The sequence below is a fragment of the Thermovibrio guaymasensis genome, assembly GCF_003633715.1.
GTDB classification, from domain to species: Bacteria; Aquificota; Aquificia; order Desulfurobacteriales; family Desulfurobacteriaceae; genus Thermovibrio; species Thermovibrio guaymasensis.
Genome location: NZ_RBIE01000002.1, coordinates 225,447 through 248,299 on the forward strand (window position 1 = coordinate 225,447; position 22,853 = coordinate 248,299).

The 22,853-nt window shown below is 42.7% G+C and carries 23 protein-coding genes; 14 read left to right on the plus strand and 9 right to left on the minus strand.

The annotated features are described in order from the left end of the window. Nucleotides 1-11: 11 nt before the first annotated feature. The 12 genes from C7457_RS06325 (at nucleotide 12) to C7457_RS06380 (ending at nucleotide 10,342) form a co-directional block, all read left to right on the plus strand. Complete coding sequence (locus C7457_RS06325; protein ID WP_121171187.1) at nucleotides 12-494, plus strand: universal stress protein; 483 nt, start codon at nucleotides 12-14, stop codon at nucleotides 492-494. Further along, nucleotides 494-1,555, plus strand: a complete 1,062-nt coding sequence (gene mtnA, locus C7457_RS06330) for an S-methyl-5-thioribose-1-phosphate isomerase (RefSeq protein WP_121171189.1) — start codon at nucleotides 494-496, stop codon at nucleotides 1,553-1,555. Before C7457_RS06325 ends, mtnA begins: the two co-directional genes overlap by 1 nt. Then, complete coding sequence (gene gspK, locus C7457_RS06335; RefSeq protein ID WP_121171191.1) at nucleotides 1,533-2,405, plus strand: type II secretion system minor pseudopilin GspK; 873 nt, start codon at nucleotides 1,533-1,535, stop codon at nucleotides 2,403-2,405. Before mtnA ends, gspK begins: the two co-directional genes overlap by 23 nt. Beyond that, a complete protein-coding gene (locus C7457_RS06340; RefSeq protein WP_121171193.1) occupies nucleotides 2,402-3,616 on the plus strand; it encodes a hypothetical protein in 1,215 nt (404 codons plus the stop codon). The genes gspK and C7457_RS06340 overlap by 4 nt, the downstream gene beginning before the upstream one ends. Further along, the gene (gene gspM, locus C7457_RS06345; protein ID WP_121171195.1) at nucleotides 3,606-4,160 is read left to right on the plus strand and encodes a type II secretion system protein GspM; all 555 of its coding nucleotides are present in this window, start codon (nucleotides 3,606-3,608) and stop codon (nucleotides 4,158-4,160) included. The genes C7457_RS06340 and gspM overlap by 11 nt, the downstream gene beginning before the upstream one ends. Beyond that, a complete protein-coding gene (gene gspN / locus C7457_RS06350) occupies nucleotides 4,157-4,885 on the plus strand; it encodes a type II secretion system protein GspN (RefSeq protein WP_121171197.1) in 729 nt (242 codons plus the stop codon). Before gspM ends, gspN begins: the two co-directional genes overlap by 4 nt. Next, nucleotides 4,885-5,433: a Holliday junction branch migration protein RuvA gene (gene ruvA, locus C7457_RS06355; RefSeq protein WP_121171199.1), complete on the plus strand. Its 549-nt coding sequence runs from the start codon at nucleotides 4,885-4,887 to the stop codon at nucleotides 5,431-5,433. The genes gspN and ruvA overlap by 1 nt, the downstream gene beginning before the upstream one ends. After that, on the plus strand, nucleotides 5,430-6,353 hold the full coding sequence (ruvB, locus tag C7457_RS06360; protein WP_121171201.1) for a Holliday junction branch migration DNA helicase RuvB: 924 nt from the start codon (nucleotides 5,430-5,432) through the stop codon (nucleotides 6,351-6,353). Before ruvA ends, ruvB begins: the two co-directional genes overlap by 4 nt. An 86-nt stretch (nucleotides 6,354-6,439) precedes the next feature. Continuing rightward, the gene (locus tag C7457_RS06365; protein WP_147422185.1) at nucleotides 6,440-7,216 is read left to right on the plus strand and encodes a porin family protein; all 777 of its coding nucleotides are present in this window, start codon (nucleotides 6,440-6,442) and stop codon (nucleotides 7,214-7,216) included. Nucleotides 7,217-7,243: 27 nt separating this feature from the next. Further along, nucleotides 7,244-7,870 (plus strand): helix-turn-helix domain-containing protein, encoded by a 627-nt coding sequence (locus C7457_RS06370; protein WP_121171205.1) that lies wholly within the window; start codon nucleotides 7,244-7,246, stop codon nucleotides 7,868-7,870. Then, entirely contained in the window at nucleotides 7,855-9,321 is a 1,467-nt protein-coding gene (locus tag C7457_RS06375) for an SPOR domain-containing protein (RefSeq protein WP_121171207.1), read from the plus strand. The genes C7457_RS06370 and C7457_RS06375 overlap by 16 nt, the downstream gene beginning before the upstream one ends. Next, nucleotides 9,302-10,342 carry a tetratricopeptide repeat protein gene (locus C7457_RS06380; protein ID WP_121171209.1) on the plus strand — a complete coding sequence of 347 codons (1,041 nt, stop codon included), beginning with the start codon at nucleotides 9,302-9,304 and terminating at the stop codon, nucleotides 10,340-10,342. The genes C7457_RS06375 and C7457_RS06380 overlap by 20 nt, the downstream gene beginning before the upstream one ends. Here the strand turns inward: C7457_RS06380 and C7457_RS06385 are convergent. The 8 genes from C7457_RS06385 to truD all read right to left on the minus strand — a co-directional run bounded on the left by C7457_RS06385 (nucleotide 10,311) and on the right by truD (nucleotide 20,501). Next, nucleotides 10,311-10,832: a hypothetical protein gene (locus tag C7457_RS06385; RefSeq protein WP_121171211.1), complete on the minus strand. Its 522-nt coding sequence runs from the start codon at nucleotides 10,830-10,832 to the stop codon at nucleotides 10,311-10,313. The two genes, C7457_RS06380 and C7457_RS06385, sit on opposite strands and share 32 nt — an antisense overlap. A 103-nt stretch (nucleotides 10,833-10,935) precedes the next feature. Further along, entirely contained in the window at nucleotides 10,936-13,506 is a 2,571-nt protein-coding gene (locus tag C7457_RS06390; RefSeq protein WP_121171213.1) for an ankyrin repeat domain-containing protein, read from the minus strand. Between the two features lie 161 nt (nucleotides 13,507-13,667). Further along, nucleotides 13,668-14,672, minus strand: a complete 1,005-nt coding sequence (locus C7457_RS06395) for a CsgG/HfaB family protein (RefSeq protein ID WP_121171215.1) — start codon at nucleotides 14,670-14,672, stop codon at nucleotides 13,668-13,670. A gap of 53 nt (nucleotides 14,673-14,725) precedes the next feature. Further along, nucleotides 14,726-15,142 (minus strand): curli assembly protein CsgF, encoded by a 417-nt coding sequence (locus C7457_RS06400; RefSeq protein ID WP_170137371.1) that lies wholly within the window; start codon nucleotides 15,140-15,142, stop codon nucleotides 14,726-14,728. Between the two features lie 14 nt (nucleotides 15,143-15,156). Continuing rightward, on the minus strand, nucleotides 15,157-15,618 hold the full coding sequence (locus C7457_RS06405; RefSeq protein WP_245939609.1) for a curli production assembly/transport protein CsgE: 462 nt from the start codon (nucleotides 15,616-15,618) through the stop codon (nucleotides 15,157-15,159). Continuing rightward, nucleotides 15,602-17,374, minus strand: a complete 1,773-nt coding sequence (locus C7457_RS06410; RefSeq protein WP_170137373.1) for an autotransporter outer membrane beta-barrel domain-containing protein — start codon at nucleotides 17,372-17,374, stop codon at nucleotides 15,602-15,604. Before C7457_RS06410 ends, C7457_RS06405 begins: the two co-directional genes overlap by 17 nt. A 420-nt stretch (nucleotides 17,375-17,794) precedes the next feature. Next, nucleotides 17,795-19,396, minus strand: a complete 1,602-nt coding sequence (serA, locus tag C7457_RS06415; protein ID WP_121171224.1) for a phosphoglycerate dehydrogenase — start codon at nucleotides 19,394-19,396, stop codon at nucleotides 17,795-17,797. Nucleotides 19,397-19,439: 43 nt separating this feature from the next. Then, a complete protein-coding gene (truD, locus tag C7457_RS06420; protein ID WP_170137374.1) occupies nucleotides 19,440-20,501 on the minus strand; it encodes a tRNA pseudouridine(13) synthase TruD in 1,062 nt (353 codons plus the stop codon). Between the two features lie 56 nt (nucleotides 20,502-20,557). Between truD and C7457_RS06425 the strand changes: the two genes are divergently transcribed. Both C7457_RS06425 and C7457_RS06430 read left to right on the plus strand, forming a co-directional pair. Beyond that, nucleotides 20,558-20,782 (plus strand): hypothetical protein, encoded by a 225-nt coding sequence (locus tag C7457_RS06425; protein WP_121171229.1) that lies wholly within the window; start codon nucleotides 20,558-20,560, stop codon nucleotides 20,780-20,782. Nucleotides 20,783-20,819: 37 nt separating this feature from the next. Next, nucleotides 20,820-21,371 carry an HNH endonuclease gene (locus C7457_RS06430; protein WP_245939604.1) on the plus strand — a complete coding sequence of 184 codons (552 nt, stop codon included), beginning with the start codon at nucleotides 20,820-20,822 and terminating at the stop codon, nucleotides 21,369-21,371. 12 nt (nucleotides 21,372-21,383) lie between these two features. On the opposite strand, the gene guaB is transcribed toward C7457_RS06430, so the two are convergent. After that, nucleotides 21,384-22,850: an IMP dehydrogenase gene (gene guaB, locus C7457_RS06435; RefSeq protein ID WP_121171231.1), complete on the minus strand. Its 1,467-nt coding sequence runs from the start codon at nucleotides 22,848-22,850 to the stop codon at nucleotides 21,384-21,386. Between the last annotated feature and the right edge of the window lie 3 nt (nucleotides 22,851-22,853).

Consider the following 22,853-nt stretch of genomic DNA (forward strand, 5'->3'; position numbering starts at 1 on the left):
TTGGAGGGAAAATGCCACTATTTAGGAAAGTTCTATACCCTACAGACTTTTCAGAGCTTGCAGAGATAGCAAAGGATTACGTAAAGAAGTTGAAAGAGGCCAACGCTAAAGAGGTTGTAGTCCTCCACGTGATTCATCCCCTTGAGTTCTCAATCCCCCAGTTTGACGATCCATTTGCCCTTGACGTTGCAACTCTATATGCGCACCTGCCGGAAATTGAAAAGGCCATTTTAAAGGGCCACGAGGAGAGGTTAGAAGAGATAAAAAGAGAACTGGAAGCTTTAGGGTACAGAGTTAAAACTATCCTTACTGTTGGAGAACCTAAGAGGGAGATCGTAAGAGTAGCAGAAGAGGAGAAGGTGAATGTTATAGTGATAGGCTACCACGGAAAGAGCCTTATAGAGAGAATACTTGAGATTGGAAGTACCGCAAAGGCGGTAATTAAGGAAGCCAGCTGTCCAGTTCTCGTAGTAAAGAAAAAGGAGGAAGGTTAATGGGAAGGATTAAGGATATAAGGCCTCTCAAGTGGACTGGAGAGAGTTTACTTCTCCTTGACCAGAGGAAACTTCCCCTTAAAGAGGAGTGGATAGAGTGCAGAGATTATGAGTGTGTAGCAAGGGCAATTGAAAATATGGTCGTTAGGGGAGCTCCCGCAATCGGCGTTGTTGCAGCCTACGGAGTAGTGCTCGGAGCAAAGGAGGTTGCCGAGAAAGCAAAGAGCTACGTTGACTTTAAGGCAAAAGTTGAGCTCATTATAAACAGGTTGGCAGCAACGAGACCTACCGCAGTTAACCTCTTCTGGGCCCTTAAGAGAATGAGGAGGATAGTAGAAGCTGGAAAGAGCATAGAAGACATAGTTGCAGCCCTTGAAACTGAAGCAGTAAACATTGAAAGGCAGGACGTTGAAACAAACAGGAAGATAGGCTTCTTCGGAGCGGAGCTCCTATCCTCAAGGGAGGTAATACTTACCCACTGTAACACAGGAGCCCTTGCAACTGCAGGTTACGGAACGGCCCTTGGAGTAATCAGGGCTGCAGTAGAGATGGGAAAGGAGGTTACAGTATTCGTTGATGAAACAAGGCCTTACCTTCAGGGTGCAAGGCTAACTGCGTGGGAGCTCCAAGAGGAAGGAATCCCCTACTACCTGATAACCGACAACATGGCCGGATACTTTATGTCCCTTGGAGAAATAACGTGCGTAATAGTTGGAGCAGATAGGATAGCAAGGAACGGAGACACTGCAAACAAGATAGGGACCTACTCCCTATCTGTCCTTGCAAAGGAACATGGAATACCATTTTACATAGCCGCTCCAACATCAACCTTTGACCTATCAATCAGGAGCGGTTCGGAAATCCCGATTGAGGAAAGGAGTGAAGAGGAGGTTCTCTACTGCCACTGTAAGGACTGTAGAATTGCCCCCTACGGAGCTAAGGTAAAGAACCCGGCCTTTGACGTTACTCCCCACGAGAACATCACAGGGATAATAACAGAAAAGGGTGTAATAAACGCTCCCAACGAGGAGAAAATAGTTGAGTTCTTCAAAGAGGCGTAAGGGCTTTGTCCTCTTCGTAGTCCTCTTTATAGTTTCCGCCCTGGCCTCCTTCCTCTTCTCAATATACTACCTCTCCCAGCTGACCTACAGGAAGACTGAAGAGCTTAAAGACTACACAGTTGCCTACCACGCTGCGGTTTCGGCTTTAAAGATCGCCCTTAAGTTCTTAAAAGAGGACAGGAACAATTTTGACGGAGAAGGAGACGAGTGGTCAAAGCCGATAGCCTACAACTACAGGGGAATATCAATCTTAATAAACATTAACGATGAATGCGGAAAAGTTAACGTAAATAAACTTGACGATAGACGCCTCTTTGAAGTTCTAAAAAGGCTTTTTGACAGGATAAACGTAGAACAGCCCGTTGCAGACTCAATTAAGGACTGGATTGACAGGGATAACTTCCCCGAACCTGAAGGGGCTGAGGAAAACTACTACATGGGGTTAGGTTATAGACCTACAAACGGACAGTTAAAGAGCTTGGGAGAACTCCTCTACGTTAAAGGAATGGACGAGAAAACCTTTAAAAAGTTAGAGAGATACCTTACCATCTACGGAAGTGGAAAGGTAAACGTCAATTCAGCCCCTAAAGAGGTTCTACTTTCGCTGTCTCCCAACATGAGCCAAGAGGCAGCCGATAGTATAATTGGGGCCAGGCCGATAGAGGACATAACGGTTATTAGGGAGCTCCCGGGAATTACCAAAGAGCTCTACTTTGAGATTCGCCCGTTGATAACGAACAGGTGTAACTACTTTAGAATAGACGTGACAGCATCTTACGGAGATACAACTGCACAGATTAGGGCTTTCTCAGAAAGGGGAAAGCTCCTTGAGTGGAAGGTAATTCAATGATCGGAGTTGACTACGGCAGTAAAGAGGTTAAGTGGTTTGACGGTAAAAGGTTCGGAAAGGGCCTACCAGAAAAGAGAGGACTTACCGTAGGCCTTTCATCAGTAAACACCTTGATTAAGGAGACCTCTTTCCCCCTGTGTAGAGGGAGACAGCTTGAAAAGCTTGTTATTAACGAGGTTACAGCGGACATTCCCGTTGACCCTTCCCTCCTTTCGGTAGCCTACTGTCCAGTTGAGAAGTTAGAAAAGGGGTGCAGGTTCTTAATTTTCGTTGAAAAGAAGGAAGTGATAGATTCGCTACCTGAATGGTTGAGGGAAACTTCTTTAATAACTCTTGACTTAATCGGAACAGCCGCAGCAGTTAACCTCCACTATAAAGGGGAAAGAGTTGACGTCTTAGACGCCGGAGAGGGGAAACTATCACTTTTAAAGTTTGAAGCGGGAGTAATAAAGAAGGCTGAAATTTTCAGGGGAGGTTTCAGGAAAGAAGGACCTTGGAGGGAGATTCTCCCAAAACTTGAAGGTTCAGAGAAAGTAATCCTCATAGGTGGAGGAGCTCTTTCTAAGGAGGTCAGGAAGATTCTAAAACCCTTCAATGTAGAAATACCGGAGTTTGAACCCTTCGGAAGTGAGACTCCCCTCTACTTTAACGCTTACGGCCTTTACAACTTCAAGGAATCTCCGTGTAGGGCGATTTTCAGCCAGCCTTCCCTCTTCTCATCTGAGCTCTTTGAAAAGAACAGGAGTCTCTTAATAAGGACTTCGGTTCTAACTATAGCTTCACTCATTCTCATTACCACTGCTCAAGTTCTACAGCTTCAGTATGCCAAAAAAGAATACCAACAGGTTAAGAAGGAGATAAACGAGGAGCTCTCTAAGGTAATGGGGGAGAAAATCCTCCTACCTGAGGTCCAGATACCCCAGAAGTTAAAAGAGTTAAAGGAACTAAAGGAGATCCTAAAGTTAGACCAGCCTTCGGCACTCCTATACCTCAAGGGTATCTCTGATAGCGTCGTAGAGGGAATAAGGGTAATTGAAGTAAGCGGAAGTGCATCCTCAGGTCAGTTTACGGTCGTTGGGAGGAGCTCTCAGGAAGAGAGTTTAAGGAAGTTCTCAGAAAACCTGAAAAACAGGTTTGAAAAAGTCTCAATCTCACTAGCAAAGAACAGAAAGTTCAAAATAACTATCTGGGGACTTAAGGTTGGAGGCTAACAGGATAAGGGAAGTTATAGTTCACTACCTCTCTTCAATAAGCGACAGGGAGAGGAAGATTATACTTTTTGGAATTCCGATTCTCCTAATTTCCCTCTACTTAATCGTTATAATCCTTCCAATCCTAGAAACTAAAGAGAGGTACAGAGAGAAGGAGGAGCTCTTAATCAAGAAAGTAGAGAAGTTAAAACCCCAAGTGGAAGAGTTAATCCTCCTCCAGGAGGAGATAAAGCCGGTTCTAAGAAAAGTTAAAAGGGGAAGCGAACTTGATGTAGTATCTTACGTTAAAACGGTTGCAAGGATGGTTGGACTTGAACTAAAGAGAATAAAGCTTCTCCCTGGAACAACCGAAAACGGAATAGAGGTAGACACAGTTTCCGTCTCCTTTAAGGAACAGCCCCTAAATAAAGTCTCCAGGTTACTCTTTAAGCTTGAAACCTCCAGCTACTACTTTAAGACGAACACGGTCAAGCTCTCAGACTACGACGAGAACGGTTTAGTATCCGGAAAAGCCACCCTTTACTTCTTCAGGGGAGAGAAATGAGAAAACTAACGTACCTTCTGCTCTTTTTAGTCTCCTTCCTCCTTTTCCTCTACATTAACTTCCCCTTTGAAAGGTTTGCCGAAAGTCTAATATGTCAGAAAGGGATAACAGCCCAAGAGGTTGAAGTAAATAGGTTTCCTCCTGAAGTGATCTTAAAGGGGGTGAAAAAGAGAGAGCTCCCTTTTAAAATTGAAACCTTAAAGTTAACTCCCTCCCTAAACCTAAAGGACTTTAAATATTACTGTAAGGTCTGTAGAGGTGAAGTTGAGGGCAATTTCACCTACCCGCCTGGAGAAGTAACCTTTAATGCAAGAGGAATCAAACTAAACAGGTGCAATAAGGGTAAACTTGAAGGGGAGCTTTACGGAAAAGGGTCCTTAAAGTTTAAATCGGGGAACCTTACCTCAGGAAGAGGAGAGTTAAGGGGAAGTAAACTGAAGTTAAGGGAAGTTAAATTTGGCCTCTTCCAGGCTAAGCTCCTCGACCTTGGAGAGTTTAAGGGAAGTTATAGAACCATCGGGAAGAACTTAGTTGAAGTTAAAGGGAAGGGGGAAGGGAAGGACGCCTACTACACAGTTTCGGGAAGTATTAACATTAATCCTAAAAGACCTTCAAACTCCTACGTTAACCTGAAAGTATCTGTTAGAGTCAAGAAAGAACCTCTAAAGGGGAAGAGGTTTACCTTTAACTTAAGGGGCTCTCTAAACAACCTGAGGCTCTGGTAATGGTTGAATTCATCACAGGTGAGGTTGTAGAAAGGGGAGAAAACTTCGTAGTTCTAAAGTGTGGAAACTTTGGCATTAAGGTCCTTACCCCCTCTTCAAAGGAGCTCTCAGGCCAAATAACCCTATTTACCCAGCTAATTTTACCCGCTGAAGGTAGCCCAACCCTTTACGGTTTCAGAACAAAGGAAGAGAGGGAAATATTTAGACTGCTTCAAAAGATCCCTAAAGTAGGAACAAAGGTTGCCCTCTCCATCCTTTCAAACTTTAACCCTGAAGAACTTAAAAACATCGTTCTATCTGGAGACTACGAAAAGCTAACAAAAGTTCCGGGACTCGGGAGGAAACTCTCTCAAAGAATTGTCCTTGAATTAAAAGGAAAAATCAAAGAAGAAGGGGAAATTCCAGAGGAGCTCTACCAGGTTTTAAAGGCCTTAGGCTATAAAAGGAGTGAAGTTAAGTCGGCCCTGAAAGGAATAAATTTAGAAGGGCTCTCCTTAGAGGAAGCCGTCAAGGAGGCCGTCAAACGCCTTTCAGGGAGTAAGGCTTGATAGAAAGACCAAAGAGATTCTCAGAGTTTATCGGTCAGGAGAGAGTAAAGAGGGTTTTGAAAGTAGCAGTAGAGTCTGCAAGGAGGAGGGAAGAACCCCTGGACCACGTTCTCTTTTACGGACCGCCGGGAACCGGAAAGACTACACTTTCAACGATAATAGCAAAGGAGCTTGATAGAGAAATTAAAATGGTTTCAGCCCCAACCATAGAGAGGAAGGGAGACCTCCTTGGAATACTCACGAGCTTAAAGGAGGGGGACGTCCTCTTTATTGATGAGATACACAGACTCAACAGGGCAGTTGAAGAAACCCTCTACAGTGCAATGGAGGACTTTAGAGTTGACGTCGTAATGGGGGGTAAGAGGACAGTTTCAATAGAGATTCCTCCCTTCACCTTAATAGGTGCAACTACAAGGTTAAACCTTTTAACTCCTCCTCTAAGGAGCAGGTTCGGGATAGTTTGCAGGCTGGAGCTCTACACACCTGATGAGATGAAGGAGGTAGCCAGGAGGGGTGGAGAGAAGCTGAAACTAAACCTTGACGAGGAGGCCCTTGAACTTCTCGGCAGGTGTTCAAGGGGAACCCCTAGGATCCTCAACCAGATCCTAAAGAGAGTCAGGGACTACGCAACAGTCCACAACTGGGAAAAGGTAGGGAAGAAGGAGGTTGAGAAGGTATTAGGTGAACTAGGCATTGACTCTTACGGGCTTGATAGGCTTGACAGGAAGATACTTGAAACTATCGCAAAGGTCTTTAAAGGAGGGCCTGTAGGACTAACAACCCTCGCAACTGTTTTAAAGGAGGACCCGGAAACGATAGAGAACGTCCACGAACCCTACTTAATAGAGATGGGATTTATCGTAAAGACCCCAAGGGGAAGGATGCTAACTGAGAAAGCTTGGGCTATCATTAAAAGATAAGATTATTAATATTTGAGATATAAGTCCTATTGATAGATATCAAGTTACCATCTATAATTAATTTTACAATTAAGGGGTAACTAAGTATGTTTAAGCTAAAGTCAGGAAAATACTATCAAATCTGTAGAGTATCGTTGTTAGCCATACCCATAGCAGTTATTCCCTTATGCCAAACTTTAAAAGCTTTTCCCCTTGAAGAGTTAAAGTTCTTCAAAGAAAAACCTTCAATAACAATGGATATAAAAAATCCAGATAAAATTGGCCTTCCAACGGGGAACGAGGAATCCTACGGGATATCTTACTCAGTGGAAAATATGCCGGTAATTCCAGATATAAGAGTTAAATACGTACACCTTCATTCTTCCGGCAAAAAAACGTTAGATCGGGATTTCTCGTATGCAGATTTAAATTTCAAGTCGGGAACGGAACTCCACTCCAAAATTACAGGCGACAACATAAAACTTACCTTCTACTACCAGCCTCTTGACAGGTTCAACTACGATTTTATAAACCTTGAACTTGGAGCTAATCTCCTATTCATAGACTACAAATTAGAAAATACCTTTGAGTACAAAGGTGGATACAGCAAAGAAACGGATACCCTCTCAACAATGATCCCGAGCTTACACTTAAAAGTGTCGCTAAATCCAACTTACTACCTAAAATTATCAATCAAGGGGGCACTACCCATAGGAAATAAAACAGACAGAGAGTTTGAGTGTGAGGCGGAATACTTCCTAAACCCACAGCTCTACCTTTTCAGCTCCTACAACTACAGCTACACTAAAGCCCATGATATAAACGGTTTTGACTTTAAAACGACCTCTAGAGGCGTATCTTTTGGTCTTGGTTTACTTTGGTAATTTTAACAAAAAGAGTAGGAGTAAAATATGGAGAAAATGAGGGTTTCCTGTGCTTTAACCAGTAAGTTTATCTCTGGGCTTATCAAGGATAAGGTAAATAGTTTAGGAGAGGAGATAAAGTTCGTTTCCTACTGGCAGAACGCAGATATAGTAATAGTTGACGATAATTTCCTCTTAAATAACTTATCAGAAGTCAATAAAATCATAGATGAGAATAAAATCCTCGTTCTATTGGACTACGAACTTTCCGAAGATGATATTGCTGTTTTCCTCAAACTCTTTCCAATAAAGGGGATAATTTATAAAGATATGGATCCTAAACTCCTTAAAAAACTTCTTTACTCAGTTAAAAACGGTGAAATCTGGATTAAACGTTCTATGTTTCAGTATATACTTAGAGAAAACCTCTCATTAAAAACCTTTTCAACAAAAGAACTGCAAATTATTCACTACTTACTTAAAGGATATACCAATAAAGAGATTGGAAAACAGCTTGGTTTAACAGAACAAAGCATTAAATACCACATTAATCAATTACTAAAGAAGCTTCAATGTGAAAATAGAACACAGTTAATAATAAAACTAATTAAATTTAGAAAATTAATTCAAGCTCTCATAAACCAAAGAGAGCAGATGGAATGCTTAAACGCGTAACCTTACTAGCTCACGTTTTAATTCTACTTTCAATGAAAGGAACAGAGGGGGCAGTAGTAGGTAATTCCTACTACTGCGTTCAAGTTCTATCCAGCGTAAGGGTAACAGAAAAGGAAAAAATCACATTTAGAGAACTCAGCAGAACTTTTAATGAGGTAAGGATTGAAAAAATTGGAAAGTACTATACTCTTAGAGTCGGTTTTTGGGACGAAATTGGAAAAGCGAGGAAAGCTCTAAACAAACTAAGAAAGTTAGGTTTTAAGAAAGCTTTCTTAAGAAAGTGCTACTTCTACCCTAAGAGGTGGATTCTGCCTAAAAAGGAAGTTTCCCATCCAAGCAAACAGGAAGGAAGAAATAAACAACGACCTATTAAAGCTCTCAAAGAAAAGCCTTATGAAAGTAGGAGACTCTATAGCCTAGTAGAGTCCCTTACAAAGGACATTAACAAAAACGAAAATGGAGTAACAGAGGAAGAGACATACAAAGTCAATTTCCCGGAAACGAGAAAGGGAAAAAGGAAGGAAAAGAATGTAAAACTATCCGTTGGAACTTCAATCAATAGAGAACTTTCTAAAAGCTACACATTTACCCAACTATCCTACAAAGGAGTAGGACTAAGAGTTTTAAGGAAAGGAGAAGAAAACAAACTAGGAGTAGCAGTAAAAGAGTTCTTTAAAGAAAAGTGGATAAAGGATACGGTCTTACTAAAAGGAGGAATTATTAGAAGAGAGAACTTCCTTGAAGCCTGGAGCCCTATTTCACTTGAAGCTTCAACAGACTTTGTTGATAAGAAGTTCTCTATTTCCCTGTCATATCAGGGCTTCAGGAATTACAAAAACCAGTTAAACCTCAGAGGACTCCTAGCGTTTAACAGCAAATTAAATTACTACTTCACAAACACTTCAGGCATTACCGTTTCTTACCTCTATACTAAGTTCACAAACGGGAGAAAGTCCATCTTTTCAACAGGTAGCAGGTTCAACTTAAAGGGTTGGAAGGAGAGTTTTTCCTCCTTTGTCTCTTTGAGAGGGAACTCTTACTTCCTGCAACTGGGGAAGGAGTTTAAGGGTATAAACCTAAATGTCTTCACCGATAAATCGCTGAGTTTTCCACCACAGGCTAAAGGAAATCTTTACTTTGGAAGGTGGATTACTTTCTTCAGTATAGACCCCATGAATCTAACCGGCGCAAGGGTAACTCTCCCGGTTAAGAACTTCTCATTCATAAGCTCAATCTATTTAACAGACGGTAAAGGAAAAAGGCTTATACTTGGAGAAAAGAAGTTTAAAAGCAAAGGCAAATTTGTAGGACTGGACTTTTCCCTTAAGTACAGACTAAAAGTGTTCAGAGAGAATTTAAATTTTGGAGGCGGAATATTTTTACCCGGAAGTGCATTTGAGGACAGAAAACCGAGGACGGGTGGATACCTTGATGTCAAGGTTAGCTGGTAAAGCTCTTACCCTCCTTCCTTTACTTTTATTTTCGTGTTCAAGCCCTCCTTTAACCTACCAGCAAATTTCAACCTGCAGTGTTGAAGCTAAAAGGCTAAACGAAGTTGAGAAGCTAGCAGATAAAGGCTTTGGTGAAGCACAACTATGTGCAGGAAAACTCCTTTTAAAAGAAGGAAAGAGCACTAAAGCAAGGAAATATCTCCTTAAAGCGTTTAAACAGCTCTCCGGCAGGAAAAGGGGAGAGGCAGCCTACCTAGTAGGTAAAACCTATCTAATGGAGAAAAAGGTAAATAGAGGAAGAAGCTGGTTCTTTAAAGCGATAGAGAACGGTTACCCAAACAGGGAATTCTTTAAAACAAGCCACTACTTAAGCCTTAAAGAACTAAAGGAGATTGAGGAACTTGGTAAGGAAGAGCCGATACTTTACTTATACTTGGGAGACTACCTAAGGGAGAATGAGCTCTACAAAGGAGCTCTCTTTTACTATCAGCTTGCAATAAGGTACGGGATAAAGGAAGCAAGAATCGGTTCAGCCGTTAGCCTCTTTAAGTTAGGAAACAGAAAACTTGCAGTTTCAATCCTTAAAGAAGAGTTTAGAAAGGGTAAAAAAGAGGCTGCCAACGTACTGGGAGAACTTTTACTTGAGGAAGCATCCTCTGTAGGTAAGGGAAATTGTTTACTAATAAGCGAATCGGACCCGGAGGAGTTCTTAAGAAGGAGAATTAAACAAATTAAGGAAAAAGCCAGGTTATATAAGGAAGCGTATAGCTGGTTTATAAAAGCAAACAATAGAAGGAAAGCCAAAGAGAGCTTTTACCTGTACGAAGTTTACTCTCTGAAAAAAAGGGCTCCCCTCCCCAGAGGAAACTTCACAGTTCAAGAACTAAAGAGGCTGTGCAGAAAGGGAAACTTCTGGGCAGAATACTTACTATCCCAGAGGATAAAAACCCCCACTTCAAAGGCCGCCTCTATCCTTTACGAAAAGCTATTTAACTATCCAGCTTACCTTGAGGGAAGATAAAGGGCAATTTAAATTCACCTTTAAGTTCTCTGACACTAATCTTCATAAGTGCCTTTAGGTTTACCCCGTCATAAGGGATAATCTTAAAAGAGTAATTTAAACTGCCGACAATCAAACCATTTTTCCTCATAACATACCTTATTCTTGAAAGAATTTTCTGAATGTTCACCCCTTCCGCAGGAGGCTTAGAAGTAACAACCGCAACAGAATAGATGTTCTCAGACAAACTGGCTACAAGGTCATAGGATCTAAAGCTTTTAACCAAGTCTACCTCAAAATTCTTTCTCTTCTCCTCAGACAGATAAAGAACTCTGAAGAAAACAAGAACTATCTTTTCCCTCTCCCTTACACACTTTACAACTTCCCTTGATAAGCTCTTTAGGAATTCCTCTGAACTCCTTATTATCCTGTTGCTCGGATCCTCAAACTTGAACAAAAAAGGGTAGGAATCCCTTCTATCCTTAAACAGATGATCCCTCAAAGCCTCCATCTCTCCCTCCTAAAAAAGTATCGTACACTCTTTCATTGTATAGAAGAACAGAAACCTTACCTTTAAACCTTTTAAAAACTTCAAAGAGAAATCAGTTTTAAACTTACAGTTGCTTTTCATTCCCCGAAAGTACAAAATCAACCATCTCTTTAAGTACATGAAACTTACCACTCTTAGCTGCCTCAACCAGAGGCGTAATGCCTTGGGAATCCTTCTCATCAAGACTTGCACCTGCTTCCAGCAGAACCCTAACTACCTTGGCAGAATCGCTTGAGGCGGCATAGTGAAGGGGTGTCTTCTTAAGTATATCCTCAGGAGACGGATTAACTCCGGCCTCTATGAGAAAACGGGCAAACTTTGATGCGCCAAACATACCGCAGAAGTGGAGTGGCGTTTTTCCAAAGTTATCCTTAAAATCAAGATAGGCTCCCGCTTCAACTAAAACTTTGGCAGTTTCAATATCATCACTCTTTGAAACAAGGTGGATAGGAAGCCTTCCAAAGTTATCTTTCTGGTTTACAGGAACTCCCTTTTCTACCAGGAAAGCGGCGCACTTTGGAGCTCCAAGGGCCGCAGCATAGTGAAGCAACGTCTGCCCCTCCTTCCCTAACTGGTTTAAAGAAAGACGGCCACTTTCAATTAGAGCCTTTAGAAAACCTACCCTGTCCGACTTCAAAATTGACTTAACAAGAGGACTTTCAGGAGTAAAACCTGAGCCAATGTAATCTGTAAAGGTGGAAAAGAGCTCCTCATCTCCAACTTCCATTACGTAGTCAAGGGGGGTCTTTCCCGAAGAGTCGGCTTCGCTGATAAGGTCAGGAGAAGACTCCATGAGAGACGAAACTGCATCCCTGTTTCCCGACATAACGGCAAGATGAAGGGGAGTCCTGCCCTCAACATCCTTTAAACTAACGTCAGCTCCTTTTTCAAGGAGCAAATTTAATACTTTACTGCTCTTTGAGATAACGGCAAGGTGGAGGGGAGTTTGCCCCTGGTTATCCGTAACGTTTAAATCGGCCCCTCTCTCAACCAGAATGTTGGCAACCTCAAAACTGTCCTTCGGAGCGCAAAGGTGAAGAGGAGTTTTCCCTCCCTTATCCTTAAGGTTAACGTCAGCTCCGCTATCAATCAACATCTGTGAAACTTCAGGGCCGTTGATAAAAGCAGAAATGTGAAGGGGAGAAACCATGTGAGGGTCTAAAACGTTAGGGTCTGCTCCTGCCTTTAGGAGAATCTCCACCAATTCCGGACTGTTAAGCTCACAGGCGTAGTGTAAGGGAGTTCTTCCAACTTCATCGGCCCTTTTAATGTCAGCACCTGAAAGTATAAGCTTCCTAACGCTCTCAGGCTGGTTCTTCAAGACGGCATAGTGGAGTGGAGTCCTTCCCTTCTTATTCTCCCTGTTTACGTCAGCCCCGCTGCTCAAGAGAAACTGCAGAACCTCTAAACTACCGTTTGCAGCAGCGTAGTGAAGAGGAGTTCCTCCAAACACATCTTCCGCCTCAATCTGTGCTCCAGCCTCAAGGAGGGCCTTAACCACTTCAACTGCGTTAATGGCAGCAGCGTGGTGAAGCGGAGTCTTCCCTTCTCCTCCCCTCTCATTGGGATTAAAACCTTCCCCAATCAAGAGCTTAAGGGAGTTGACTGACTTTGAAACTGCAGCCTCAATTAAAAGCCCCTTATCCTTCAGCTCACCTTTTGAATCCCCTTTAAGGAGGAGCTGAAGGATTTCAACGTTGTCGTTGGCTACTGCGTAATGGGCCGGAGTCCTGCCTAAGCTGTCAACTTCAGAAACCGAAGCTCCATAAGAGATGAGGAGTTCAACCAAGTCCTTAAAGTTCCTTGAAACTGCATAGTGGAGTGGCGTCTTTCCTAGCTTATCCTTACTTCCAGGATCAGCTCCCAAATCAAGGAGGGCTCTGACAACGTCAAGGTCTCCAACGTTTACAGCATAGTGAATCGGGTAGAGGTTATCGTTATCCGGAATGTCCTTAAGAAAAAACAGCTCCTTAACCAGAAAAAGGTTCCTGTTATTAACCGCTTTGTGCAGGGCAGTTTGCCCCCTTAAGTCCCTCTCCTTTACTTCTGCTCCCTTTTCAATTAAGAAGAGAACTGAGCTCTGCGCGTCCTTTTCAGCCGCAAAGATTAAAGGTGTGTACCCAAGAGAATCCTTATAGTTTAGGTCTGCGCCTGATGAAATAAGCAGGGTCATAGTTTCCGGTTTTGACTTAGCAGCAGCGTAAAAGAGGGGAGTCCTACCCTTCTTATCGGGTATATCAGGGTTCTCTACCTTACCGATTAAGAGCTTAAGAACCTCTAAGCTCCCTGCACTTGCAGCGTAGTGGAGGGGAGTCCTTCCCTCCTCATCAACAGAATCGGGTTGAGCTCCGAGGGAGAGTAACTTCTGGGCTGCCTCAACAGAGTTGGCGGCTGCAGCGTAGTGAAGAGGAGTTCTGCCCTTCTTATCCCTTTCGTCAAGTGAGAGGCCCAGCTTAACGAGGAGTTCAACGATTTCAGCAGCGTTAGACTTGGCTGCAAGGTGGAGGAAAGACTGTCCCTTTTCGTTAACTGTAAACGGGTTTTCTCCCTTACGAACTCCTTCTGAAAAGAGGTTTATGTCCTTTGAAAGGATTCCGCTCAATAGGAGAGAGCTCTTTTGTTTAACGCTATCCATCTATTACCTCATTAGTTATTTTACAAATTATTTTACAAATACTAAATAATACAACATACTTTACAGAAAATGGACAAACTTTTGGTTACCCATTAGGAAACAAAAGTTTCAAAAAAAAATTAAACCAAAGGATCTCTTTATTTAAACTTTAAACAAACTTTTTATTTCCTGTTTTTCTTTGATTTTTCATACCACTGAATAAGGTTTCTCTCCTCTTTTACCCTCTTTAAGTACTGTGCCAGTTCCTTCTCCGTAAAGTCCCTTCCCAGTATTCTCCTGAGGTTATCCTCTTCCTTTTTAAGCTCTTCTGTTTTCCACTTAAAGTACTTTTGAACAACGGGAGAGTAAATATCTGAAGGGTTCTTAGGCTGCCAATACCCCTTTACCATTCCCTCAACTATTAAAGCGTAGAGAGCCTTCTCTATAGCCCCTTGAAGGGCATAAAGCCCGGGTTCGTTAGTTGTTACCCCAGTCTCAAGCTGGAAGAGCCTCTTCCACTTTACGTACTTAAAGGCGTGAACGTCAAGCTCTCTAGAAAGGAGAGTTTTGGTAGCAGTCACGGTTAAGAGAACCTCTCCGGTTTTAGCGGCAATTGCCCTAAGGTAAACTGTAACCCTATCTCTCCTGAGCTGAGTAGAACCGCCAACTCCGAAGTACTTGGCTCCAAAGCCTCCTGTAACTACATCAGTGTCATAACCGATTATCCCGCCAGTTAAGATAATAGGAGCAAACTTAAGGGGTGGAAGTACATCCCCTTTAGGCTTTAAACCTTTCTTCTTAAGCTCCTGTTCTATGGAGCTCCTTATTATCCTCCTCTCAGTCAGCAGGTCCGCAAGGCTCTCCCTCTCCAGCGGGAGGAACCAGCCACTATCGTAAGCTGCTTTAATTAGAATAGATGCTGCTCCCTGAGTAACTGCAGTTGAAAAAGTACTTATATTGTTATAGACCTTGTACTGACCGGTCTGGTCCCTGAAGTTGTAAATGGCAACCGGAATAAGCTCTTTAGGGGGAGGAAGGAACTGAAGGAGACTGTGGGCCGGAGGTTCCTCATTGACAACCGGGGGTTTAACTGAGACTGGAGTTGAGGGAGCTATAGAGTTGTAGGCACAGCCGGAAGTCAAAAGGACAAGTAGCCCAAAGGCAGCAGTAAACTTAAATTTGGACATAAAATCACCCCCTCAAATGGTAGGGGTATTTTATCAAGTTAAACTTTCGTTTTCTACTTGTTATACATTGGAACTTCAACGGTAGTTTGATTTCCAGTAGTAGTATCCACTAAAATAACTTGAATATCCGTTCCTGTGGGCTTCACTTGAACTTGAAAGTTTCCTATTTCGTAAGTTCCAGGTTTAAGTTCTTCTTCACCAAAAGCAGCATCAGCTATTTTAGATGCCAGTCTGCTTAGAATTAAATACTTCAAACGGTTTTTAAAATCTTCCAGCTCTGATTCTTTCTGTTCCTCCCTTTTAGTAGGAGGATGGTATATATTCTGCTTTTCTGCCTCATTAAAGAAACCATACCAGTAGTCAGGATCTCCGCCAAAATCGGGAATTAAGAACTTGTAGGTCATAGTTGAGGAGTAAGAAGTTGAAGAAAGAAAAAACAATATAAGTCCTGATAATAATACTTTCCTCACTTTCCCTCCAAAAATTAGAATTTTTCATTCTCTGCTTTAAACTTTAAAAAATCTGTAAGCAAGTATTTAAGTACCCTCTTTGAGGCAACTACTGCCTGTCTTTGCATGTCAAAATTTGAAGTAGTCGGTTTCAACATGGAGTAATATACTATTCTCATATATATATTGTCTCCTACTTTAATGTAAATCCAACTTTGGCGAAAAGAAGGTTTTTTCTCCTCTATTATAATAAAATAGCTGTCTATTCCCTTAGGGGGTTTCCAAACCTCACTGAAGGTTTTGTAAAACTTATGTCCCCACGGAGTTTTAGTTTTATCTATTATTAAATAGTCTATATCACTGTTACTGGAACTTCCAAAAGAGGGTAAAGAAAAAGAAAAAAGAACAAATAAAGAAAATAAAATAAAGAGGAAGGGAGCTACTACCCCCTTCCTCTTTATCCTTACAGCCGAACAATAATTAGTTAACATCAACATGAACACTAGCATTCGTACCAGATACTGTCTTCTGGTATATTTTAACAACATTATCGCTAGAAGAGATAGAGATGTCAGCAAAGGCAGTATCAGATCCTTTCTGGTATACAAGAACCTGGTTGTTGTTAGCACCAGCTGCGATGCTGAGCTTAAATGTGGCAGTCAGATCAGCCTCTTGGTATAGTGCAATCTGGTTATTGCTGGCAGGATCACTGGAAGTTCCAATGTCTATATCCATTTTAGCTGCTCCGGCACTTGCAATCTGAGTTAAACCTTCATCAGCATCAAATTTTAGGTCATCAACGCCGGAGACAGAACTTGGATTATCAAGAGCAACGATCTTGTTGCTGTCACCGTGGATGAAGATATCAGTATCAACTCCCTGTCCCTTAATCTCGTCAACACGAATTAGGTTCTTATTTCCTGTAATGGAAGTCTTAAAGCTAAGGGTTTCGCTATCTTTAGTATTGTCAATCTTCTCAACAATAACTTTGTTTTCATCTCCCGAAATGTCCATAGCAAGAGTAGCATCTTTCTCTGAATCAACATCCTTAAAGGTTACAGTGTTTGATGTTCCTACAATGTCAAGGGTATCATCGCTGTAACCCTTAACTGTTAAGTTACCATCAACACTTCCACCTAAAATCTGGAAGACGTTTGTTCCATCCCCATTATTGTCCATGTTAATCTTAGCCGTAAGTTTTCCATCTACAGTAAGGTCATCAATAATAACTTTGTTAGCTCCTGAGGCCTTGTCGTTATCCTGAGTAATTGTAATATTAGCTTCTCCTACGCTAACTTCTTGAGAGTTTGCTATTACAACGCTGTTAGTACCGTCACCTTTCTGAGTAATGTCAAGGGTAATATCACCACTTGTTGACTTGAAGGCTGTTGAATCATCCACACCTAGAGTAATTGTGTCCTTATTACCCTCTTGATCAGCATTTAGAGTAAAGGCTGAGTTACTGTTAACGTTCTTAATTTCAATAGTTCCTTCTGTTCCGGTCTGAGTAATACCTAAGTCGGCATTAGCTCCAGTTACAAGCCTGTTAACTATGAGCTTATCAGCTCCGTTCTGCTCCATAGCTTTAGAATCATCATTATAAGCGTGAACGCTTAAATCTCCTCCAACATCAACACCTGTTGAGTCAACACCTGTTGAGTCTGAACCGAAGTAAGCTTCGTTACCACCTCCGTGTTGCCACATATTAATTGAAATAGAACCGTCCGCTTCAATCTTGGAGAAGTGAGTTTTGTTAACTCCATCATCCTGAGAAAGATTGATTGTTATTGATGCACCATCCTTCGTGCTCTTCACGAGACCGAGGTAAGTCTCATCTTTTCCATCTTGTGAAAGGCTTACAGTAATATCTCCATTATTAGAGATCACGCTTGGAGAACCTGCAGGAGCATCTGAAAGTGTCTCCTTAACGAACTTGTTATCTCCACCGGACTGCTTAATAGTAACCTTAACAGTTCCCTTAGCGTTGTTTTCAAATTTTGAGTAATCGCTCTCATCTGCAGTCTTGAAGACTAACTTAGCATTATTAGCACCAATCTGGTTGTTACCATCGTGCTGAAAACCGTAGAGGTAAGTGTTCTTACCGGCTTCAATAACATAAGCTTTGTTTGGGCTGTCTTTTGCACTCTTTTGCTCAAACTTCTTATCTGATTCATTTTCGCTCTTAGCTACATTAGCTTCTCCTGAGTAGTGCTGTTCTACAACAAGCTCATCCTGAGTTGCCGCATTGGCCAATCCTGCGTAGGATACTCCTCCTACCGCTAGGAGCGCTAGTGATGTTTTGAGTAGCTTCCTGACTCCCATGATACCTCCTCCTTTGGTTGGTTTTATGATTTAGCTTCTGTGATTAAGTATAGGGAGGAGGTAGAGGGAGGAGTTACTTTTTCAGTTTAAGTTGAGGAAAATTTTTGTTTTAACCGATAGTTTCTTTTTCTTTAACCTAAAGTTTGTTCTTTTTTACCTATTCAATTTTGTTGGCAGTAATTATACAATTTTTTTCTCAATCTGTCAAGTAAGTATGGCTAACAGCAGCAACTGTGATGTTCATAATAATAGTTCTCATTACTTAATTGTCAACCTCTGACTCTGAAGAAAAAAAAGAAAATAAAAAGGGGGCCTAAAAGGCCCCTTTTATGCTGGAAGTGAGAAAGGAGTCTATAGGTTAACCTGCTTAACCTCTAAGATTTCAGGAATCTCTTTAATTTCCTCAATTGCCTGCTGGGGAACGTCGTCGTCAACCAGGATAACTCCCTTGGCCTCCCTACCCTTTTCCTTCCTGCCAAGCTGGAAGCCTGCAATGTTAACCTTATACTTACCTAGGATAGAGCCTAGCTTACCAATAACCCCCGGAACGTCGTAGTTCCTTATCAGGAGGAGCTTTCCTTCGGGGGTAAGGTCAAAGAGGAAACCGTTTATCTCAACAATCTTCGGGAACTTGTCGTCCATTACAGTTCCGGCAAGCGTGAACTCCTCTCCGTTCTCTCCCCTGCAGACTACCCTAATCAATTTCTTAAAGTTGATTCCCTCAGGCCTTTTAACCTCGGTAATCTTTATACCCTTTTCCTTTGCAAGGAAAGGAGCGTTAATCAGGTTGACTGGAATGTCAACTACCTTCTCAAGGAAACCCTTAAGGAAGGCTGTTGTGAGAGGCTTTGTGTCCTCTCCAAGGTCTCCCCTGAACTCTAGGATAATCTCCTTAGCCCTTGAGCAGGCAACCTGAACTGCAAAGAGGCCAAGCTTTTCAGAAAGCTCCATGAAGGGCTTTAAGACCTTAGCCGCTGCAATATCCTCAAAGGGAGCGTTTACGGCAAATTCAACCTCCTCTCCCCTTAAGGCTGCAAGGACCTGATTTGCAATTATTACTGCAACGTTTGTCTGGGACTCAAAGGTGTTTGCACCTATGTGGGGAGTAACAACTATGTTCGGAGCGTCAAGAAGGATGTTGTCGGTTGAAGGCTCTTTTGAGAAAACGTCAACGGCTGCAGCCCTAACTTTACCGCTAACTAAGGCCTCATAGAGGTCTTTCTCGTTTATTATCCCTCCCCTAGCTATGTTTAGGAGGATTACGCCATCCTTCATCTTCTCAATTTCTCTCTTTGTAATCATATTTCTGGTCTCTTCGGTTAAAGGAGTGTGGACGGTTATTATGTCTGAGCGCCTCAAGAGCTCCTCAAGCTCGTCAACAAGCTCAACTCCCAACCTCTCGGCCTTTTCCTTCTTTATGTAGGGGTCGTAGGCTATTACCTTCATGTCAAAGGCCTTTGCCCTTATACCAACCCTTGAACCTATCCTTCCAAAACCTATTATTCCGAGGGTCTTACCTGCAAGCTCAACCCCCATAAACTTTTTCCTCTCCCACTTCCTCTCCTCTTTCAAGGACTTGTGGGCGTAGGGAATTAACCTTGCAGCTGCCAACATCATTCCCATAGTGTGTTCGGTTGCAGCTAGAGTGTTCCCCGTCGGAGCGTTAACTACGAGGATTCCCCTCCTTGAAGCTGCCTCAAGGTCTATGTTGTCAACTCCAACTCCTGCCCTTCCAACGACCTTTAACTTCTTTCCCCTCTCAAGGAGCTCCTCAGTAACGGGAGTTCCGCTCCTTGTTATAAGGGCGTGGTACTCAGGGATAATTTCAAGGATTCTGTCAAAGTTCCTAAAGAGCTCCGGGTCGTAGGTAACTTCAACGTCGGGCTGTTTCTTAAGGAGCTCTATTCCCGGCTCTGCTATGTGCTCGGTTATAAGAACTTTAAACTTTTCCATACTTTACCTCCAAATCTCCTTGTGGTTGGAGATTATACACCCCTCAAACTGCACTAAAGAGAAACCTTAGAAGATTTGTAGCGTAGGAACCTGAAGGGAGGAAAAACTTTAGAAGGTAAGAACCTTTATTAACCTCTTCAATTTCAAAATCCTTAGGCTTTACAAAGGTTTTCCTTTTAAAGGAATGGAAGTAATCTGAAAGGTGAAATAGGGACTTCCTATCAACTCCGATTTGGCTAATTAAAGAATCGTAGAGGTCCAGTTTAGGGGTGAAAGCGGGGAGCTCCACAGGAACAGAAACACTTTCAAGGGGATAGTACAGGTAACCGAGTTTATACTTAAACTTAACTAAATTGGGAGTTTTTCCTTTAATTAAATCCGATAGAAGCCTATTAAAGAGGTAAGACTGGAAGACGTTTAACTGAAACTCAATCTCTTCCTTCGGAACCAGCTTTAGGGCTTCTTCAAAACTTCCGCCCCTTGAAAGGAAATCTGAAACCTTCCTCCTCCAGCCTCTAAAAAGGGAAGAGGCCTCCTTAAACTTCCCCTGAATGAATAACTTCTTTGCCCTCCTTGAGAGGGAGCTCTCCCAGCCTGCAGGAGCAAAGAGGGAAACAAGTGCACACTTTGGGCCCTTTAGGAGCTCCTGAACGAAGAACCTTCCACCCCTAACCGGTGTAAACCTCTGTTCTCCGTAGTAGTTAGGAATTCCTACATCCTCTAAAACCCTAAACCTCTCCTCAGGAACTTTCCTTACTCCCCTCACTAAAACTTCAAACCTGTTTCCCTCTATCAACTCCTTCGGAGGTCTATCAAGGTAACCTACAAAACAGAGCCTAAGGTTCTCATCTTTAATTTCCTTTAATTTTAAAGGTCTCCTAACAGCAATAAACTGAGTAGTTTCAGCGTTCTTATCCTTTAGACCGCCGTAGAGGATCTCCTTAGGAGAAACTCGGGAGAGTTTTGCAACTCTCCCTATGGCCTCCTTCGTCTCAATTCCCCTTTTAAAGAGGGTGTAGTACCTGTACTTTCCATCCCTTTTGGAGGGCTTTTCTTTTAAAACCTCAAATACTTTAAAGTCACCAGGTTTACTCTTAACTTTCAAAGTATCTCCCAAATCGGTTAAGATTAGAGAAAATCTATACTAAAGTAGGAGGAAGGATGAAGGTTTACCTAATCGTATTTTCTCCAAACTGTGCAGAGGGAACCTTTATGTTTGCAGAGGAGCTTGAGTTTATAAACGACGCCCACGTTAAAGCTTCCGGCTACTTCTCATACAAAGAGGATATCTCCGAGTACAGAAGGCTGAAAGAGGAAGGGGCAAAGAGGAGAACCCTGATAATTCCCCAGAGCTCCTACAACTTCATTGAAGAGCTTGAAGTTTAAACTGGGGGTAGAGGGCATATAATATAGGGGAACCTATTTGGGAAAACAGATGGTTCTCCACCCCGTTTTAGTCCTTGACAAGACTTACTATCCGGTGGCCATTTTCAGCCATAAGAAAGCCTTTCTCCTGGAGCTCCTAAACAAGTGCGAGGTCCTTGAACACTACCAAAACGTCTTTCTTACATCTCCCTCAATGAAGTACCTGGCTCCCCTAACTATCAGGATTCCAGTCCTCCTTCGCCACTGGCAAACTTCAGCTCCAACCAGGAGAGCAATCTTCATAAGGGACAACTTTACCTGTGCTTACTGTGGAAAACTCGTAAAGGACAACGAGGCAACAATAGATCACATTATCCCTAAAAGTAGGGGAGGAAAGTGGAGCTGGGAGAACCTGGTAACCTGCTGCTCTGAGTGTAACCAGAAAAAAGGTGGAAGGACTCCTCAAGAGGCCGGAATGAAGCTCATGTTTAAGCCTAAAAGACCCTCAAACTTTCAGATTGACCTTAACAGGTGGAAGAAGAGGTTTAACCAGGAGTTCTTGGGAGCTCTAAGTCGATTTGGAGTTAACTGGAAGGAGAAAATAGGGTAGAGGCAAAAGCCCCTACCTCTCTATCCAGTAGTTTGGAGCTTCCTTTGTAATAATGACGTCGTGAACGTGGGACTCTTTGAGACCTGCAGAGGTAATCTTTACAAACCTTGCCTTCTTCCTCATCTCCTCAATGTTAGCTGCACCGCAGTATCCCATACCAGCCCTTAAACCGCCGACCAGCTGGTGAATCGTATCTGCAAGGGGTCCCCTGTACGGAACCATTCCCTCTATTCCCTCGGGAACCAGCTTCTTCTCCTCAACGTCGCTCTGGAAGTACCTATCCTTACTTCCCTTCTTCATTGCCCCAAGGGATCCCATTCCCCTGTAAACTTTGTAACTCCTTCCCTGGTAGAGGATTAGCTCACCGGGGCTCTCCTTAGTTCCTGCAAACAGACTTCCAATCATTACAACCCTTGCACCTGCCCCTATGGCCTTTGCTATGTCGCCGGAGAACTTAATTCCACCGTCGGCAATTATTGAGATATCGTACTTATCAGCAACCTCTGCACACTGGGCAACGGCGGTAAGCTGGGGAACTCCAACTCCTGCAACGACCCTAGTTGTACAGATTGAACCGGGACCGATTCCAACCTTAACAGCATCGGCTCCAGCCTTTATGAGGGCTTCTGTCCCTTCAGGAGTTGCAACGTTTCCAGCGATAACGTCAACGTCAGGATAGAGACCTTTAATCTTCTCTACCATCTGAATAACGCCCTTTGAGTGGCCGTGGGCAGTATCAATAACTATAACGTCAACTCCAGCTTCTATTAGAGCCTCGGCCCTCCTTAGAGCCTCGTCTCCGACTCCAATTGCAGCTCCTACCATTAAACGGCCAAGCTCATCCTTACAGGCATTTGGGTACTTCTCCCTCTTCTCTATATCCTTAATAGTTATTAAGCCCTTGAGGTAACCTTTCTCATCAACAACCGGCAACTTCTCAATCTTGTACTTGTGGAGGATCTCCTTTGCCTCTTCAAGCGTAGTCCCTACAGGAACGGTTTTAAGGTTTTCCCTGGTCATAACTTCTGAGATCTTCTTTGAAAAGTCCTTTACGAACCTTATATCCCTGTTAGTTATTATTCCTACAAGCTTCCCTTCATCATCAACAACGGGAAGGCCTGAAATCTTGTACTTCCTCATGAGGGCTTCAGCTTCCGCTATCGTCTGTTCAGGCTTTACGGTTACAGGCTTAACTATCATCCCGCTTTCGCTTCTCTTTACCCTGTCAACCTCCTCAGCCTGCTCCTCAATAGTCATGTTCTTATGGATAATCCCGATTCCCCCTTCCCTGGCAATTGCAATTGCCAGTTCAGACTCAGTAACCGTGTCCATAGCGGCACTCATTATGGGGATATTGAGGGTTATTTTCTTAGTGAGCTTAGTCCTAACGTCAACCTGAGTTGGAAGAACTTCAGAGTAGTTTGGAACCAGGAGAACGTCGTCAAAAGTAAGGGCTTCCTTCACCTCTTTGCCAAGCATATT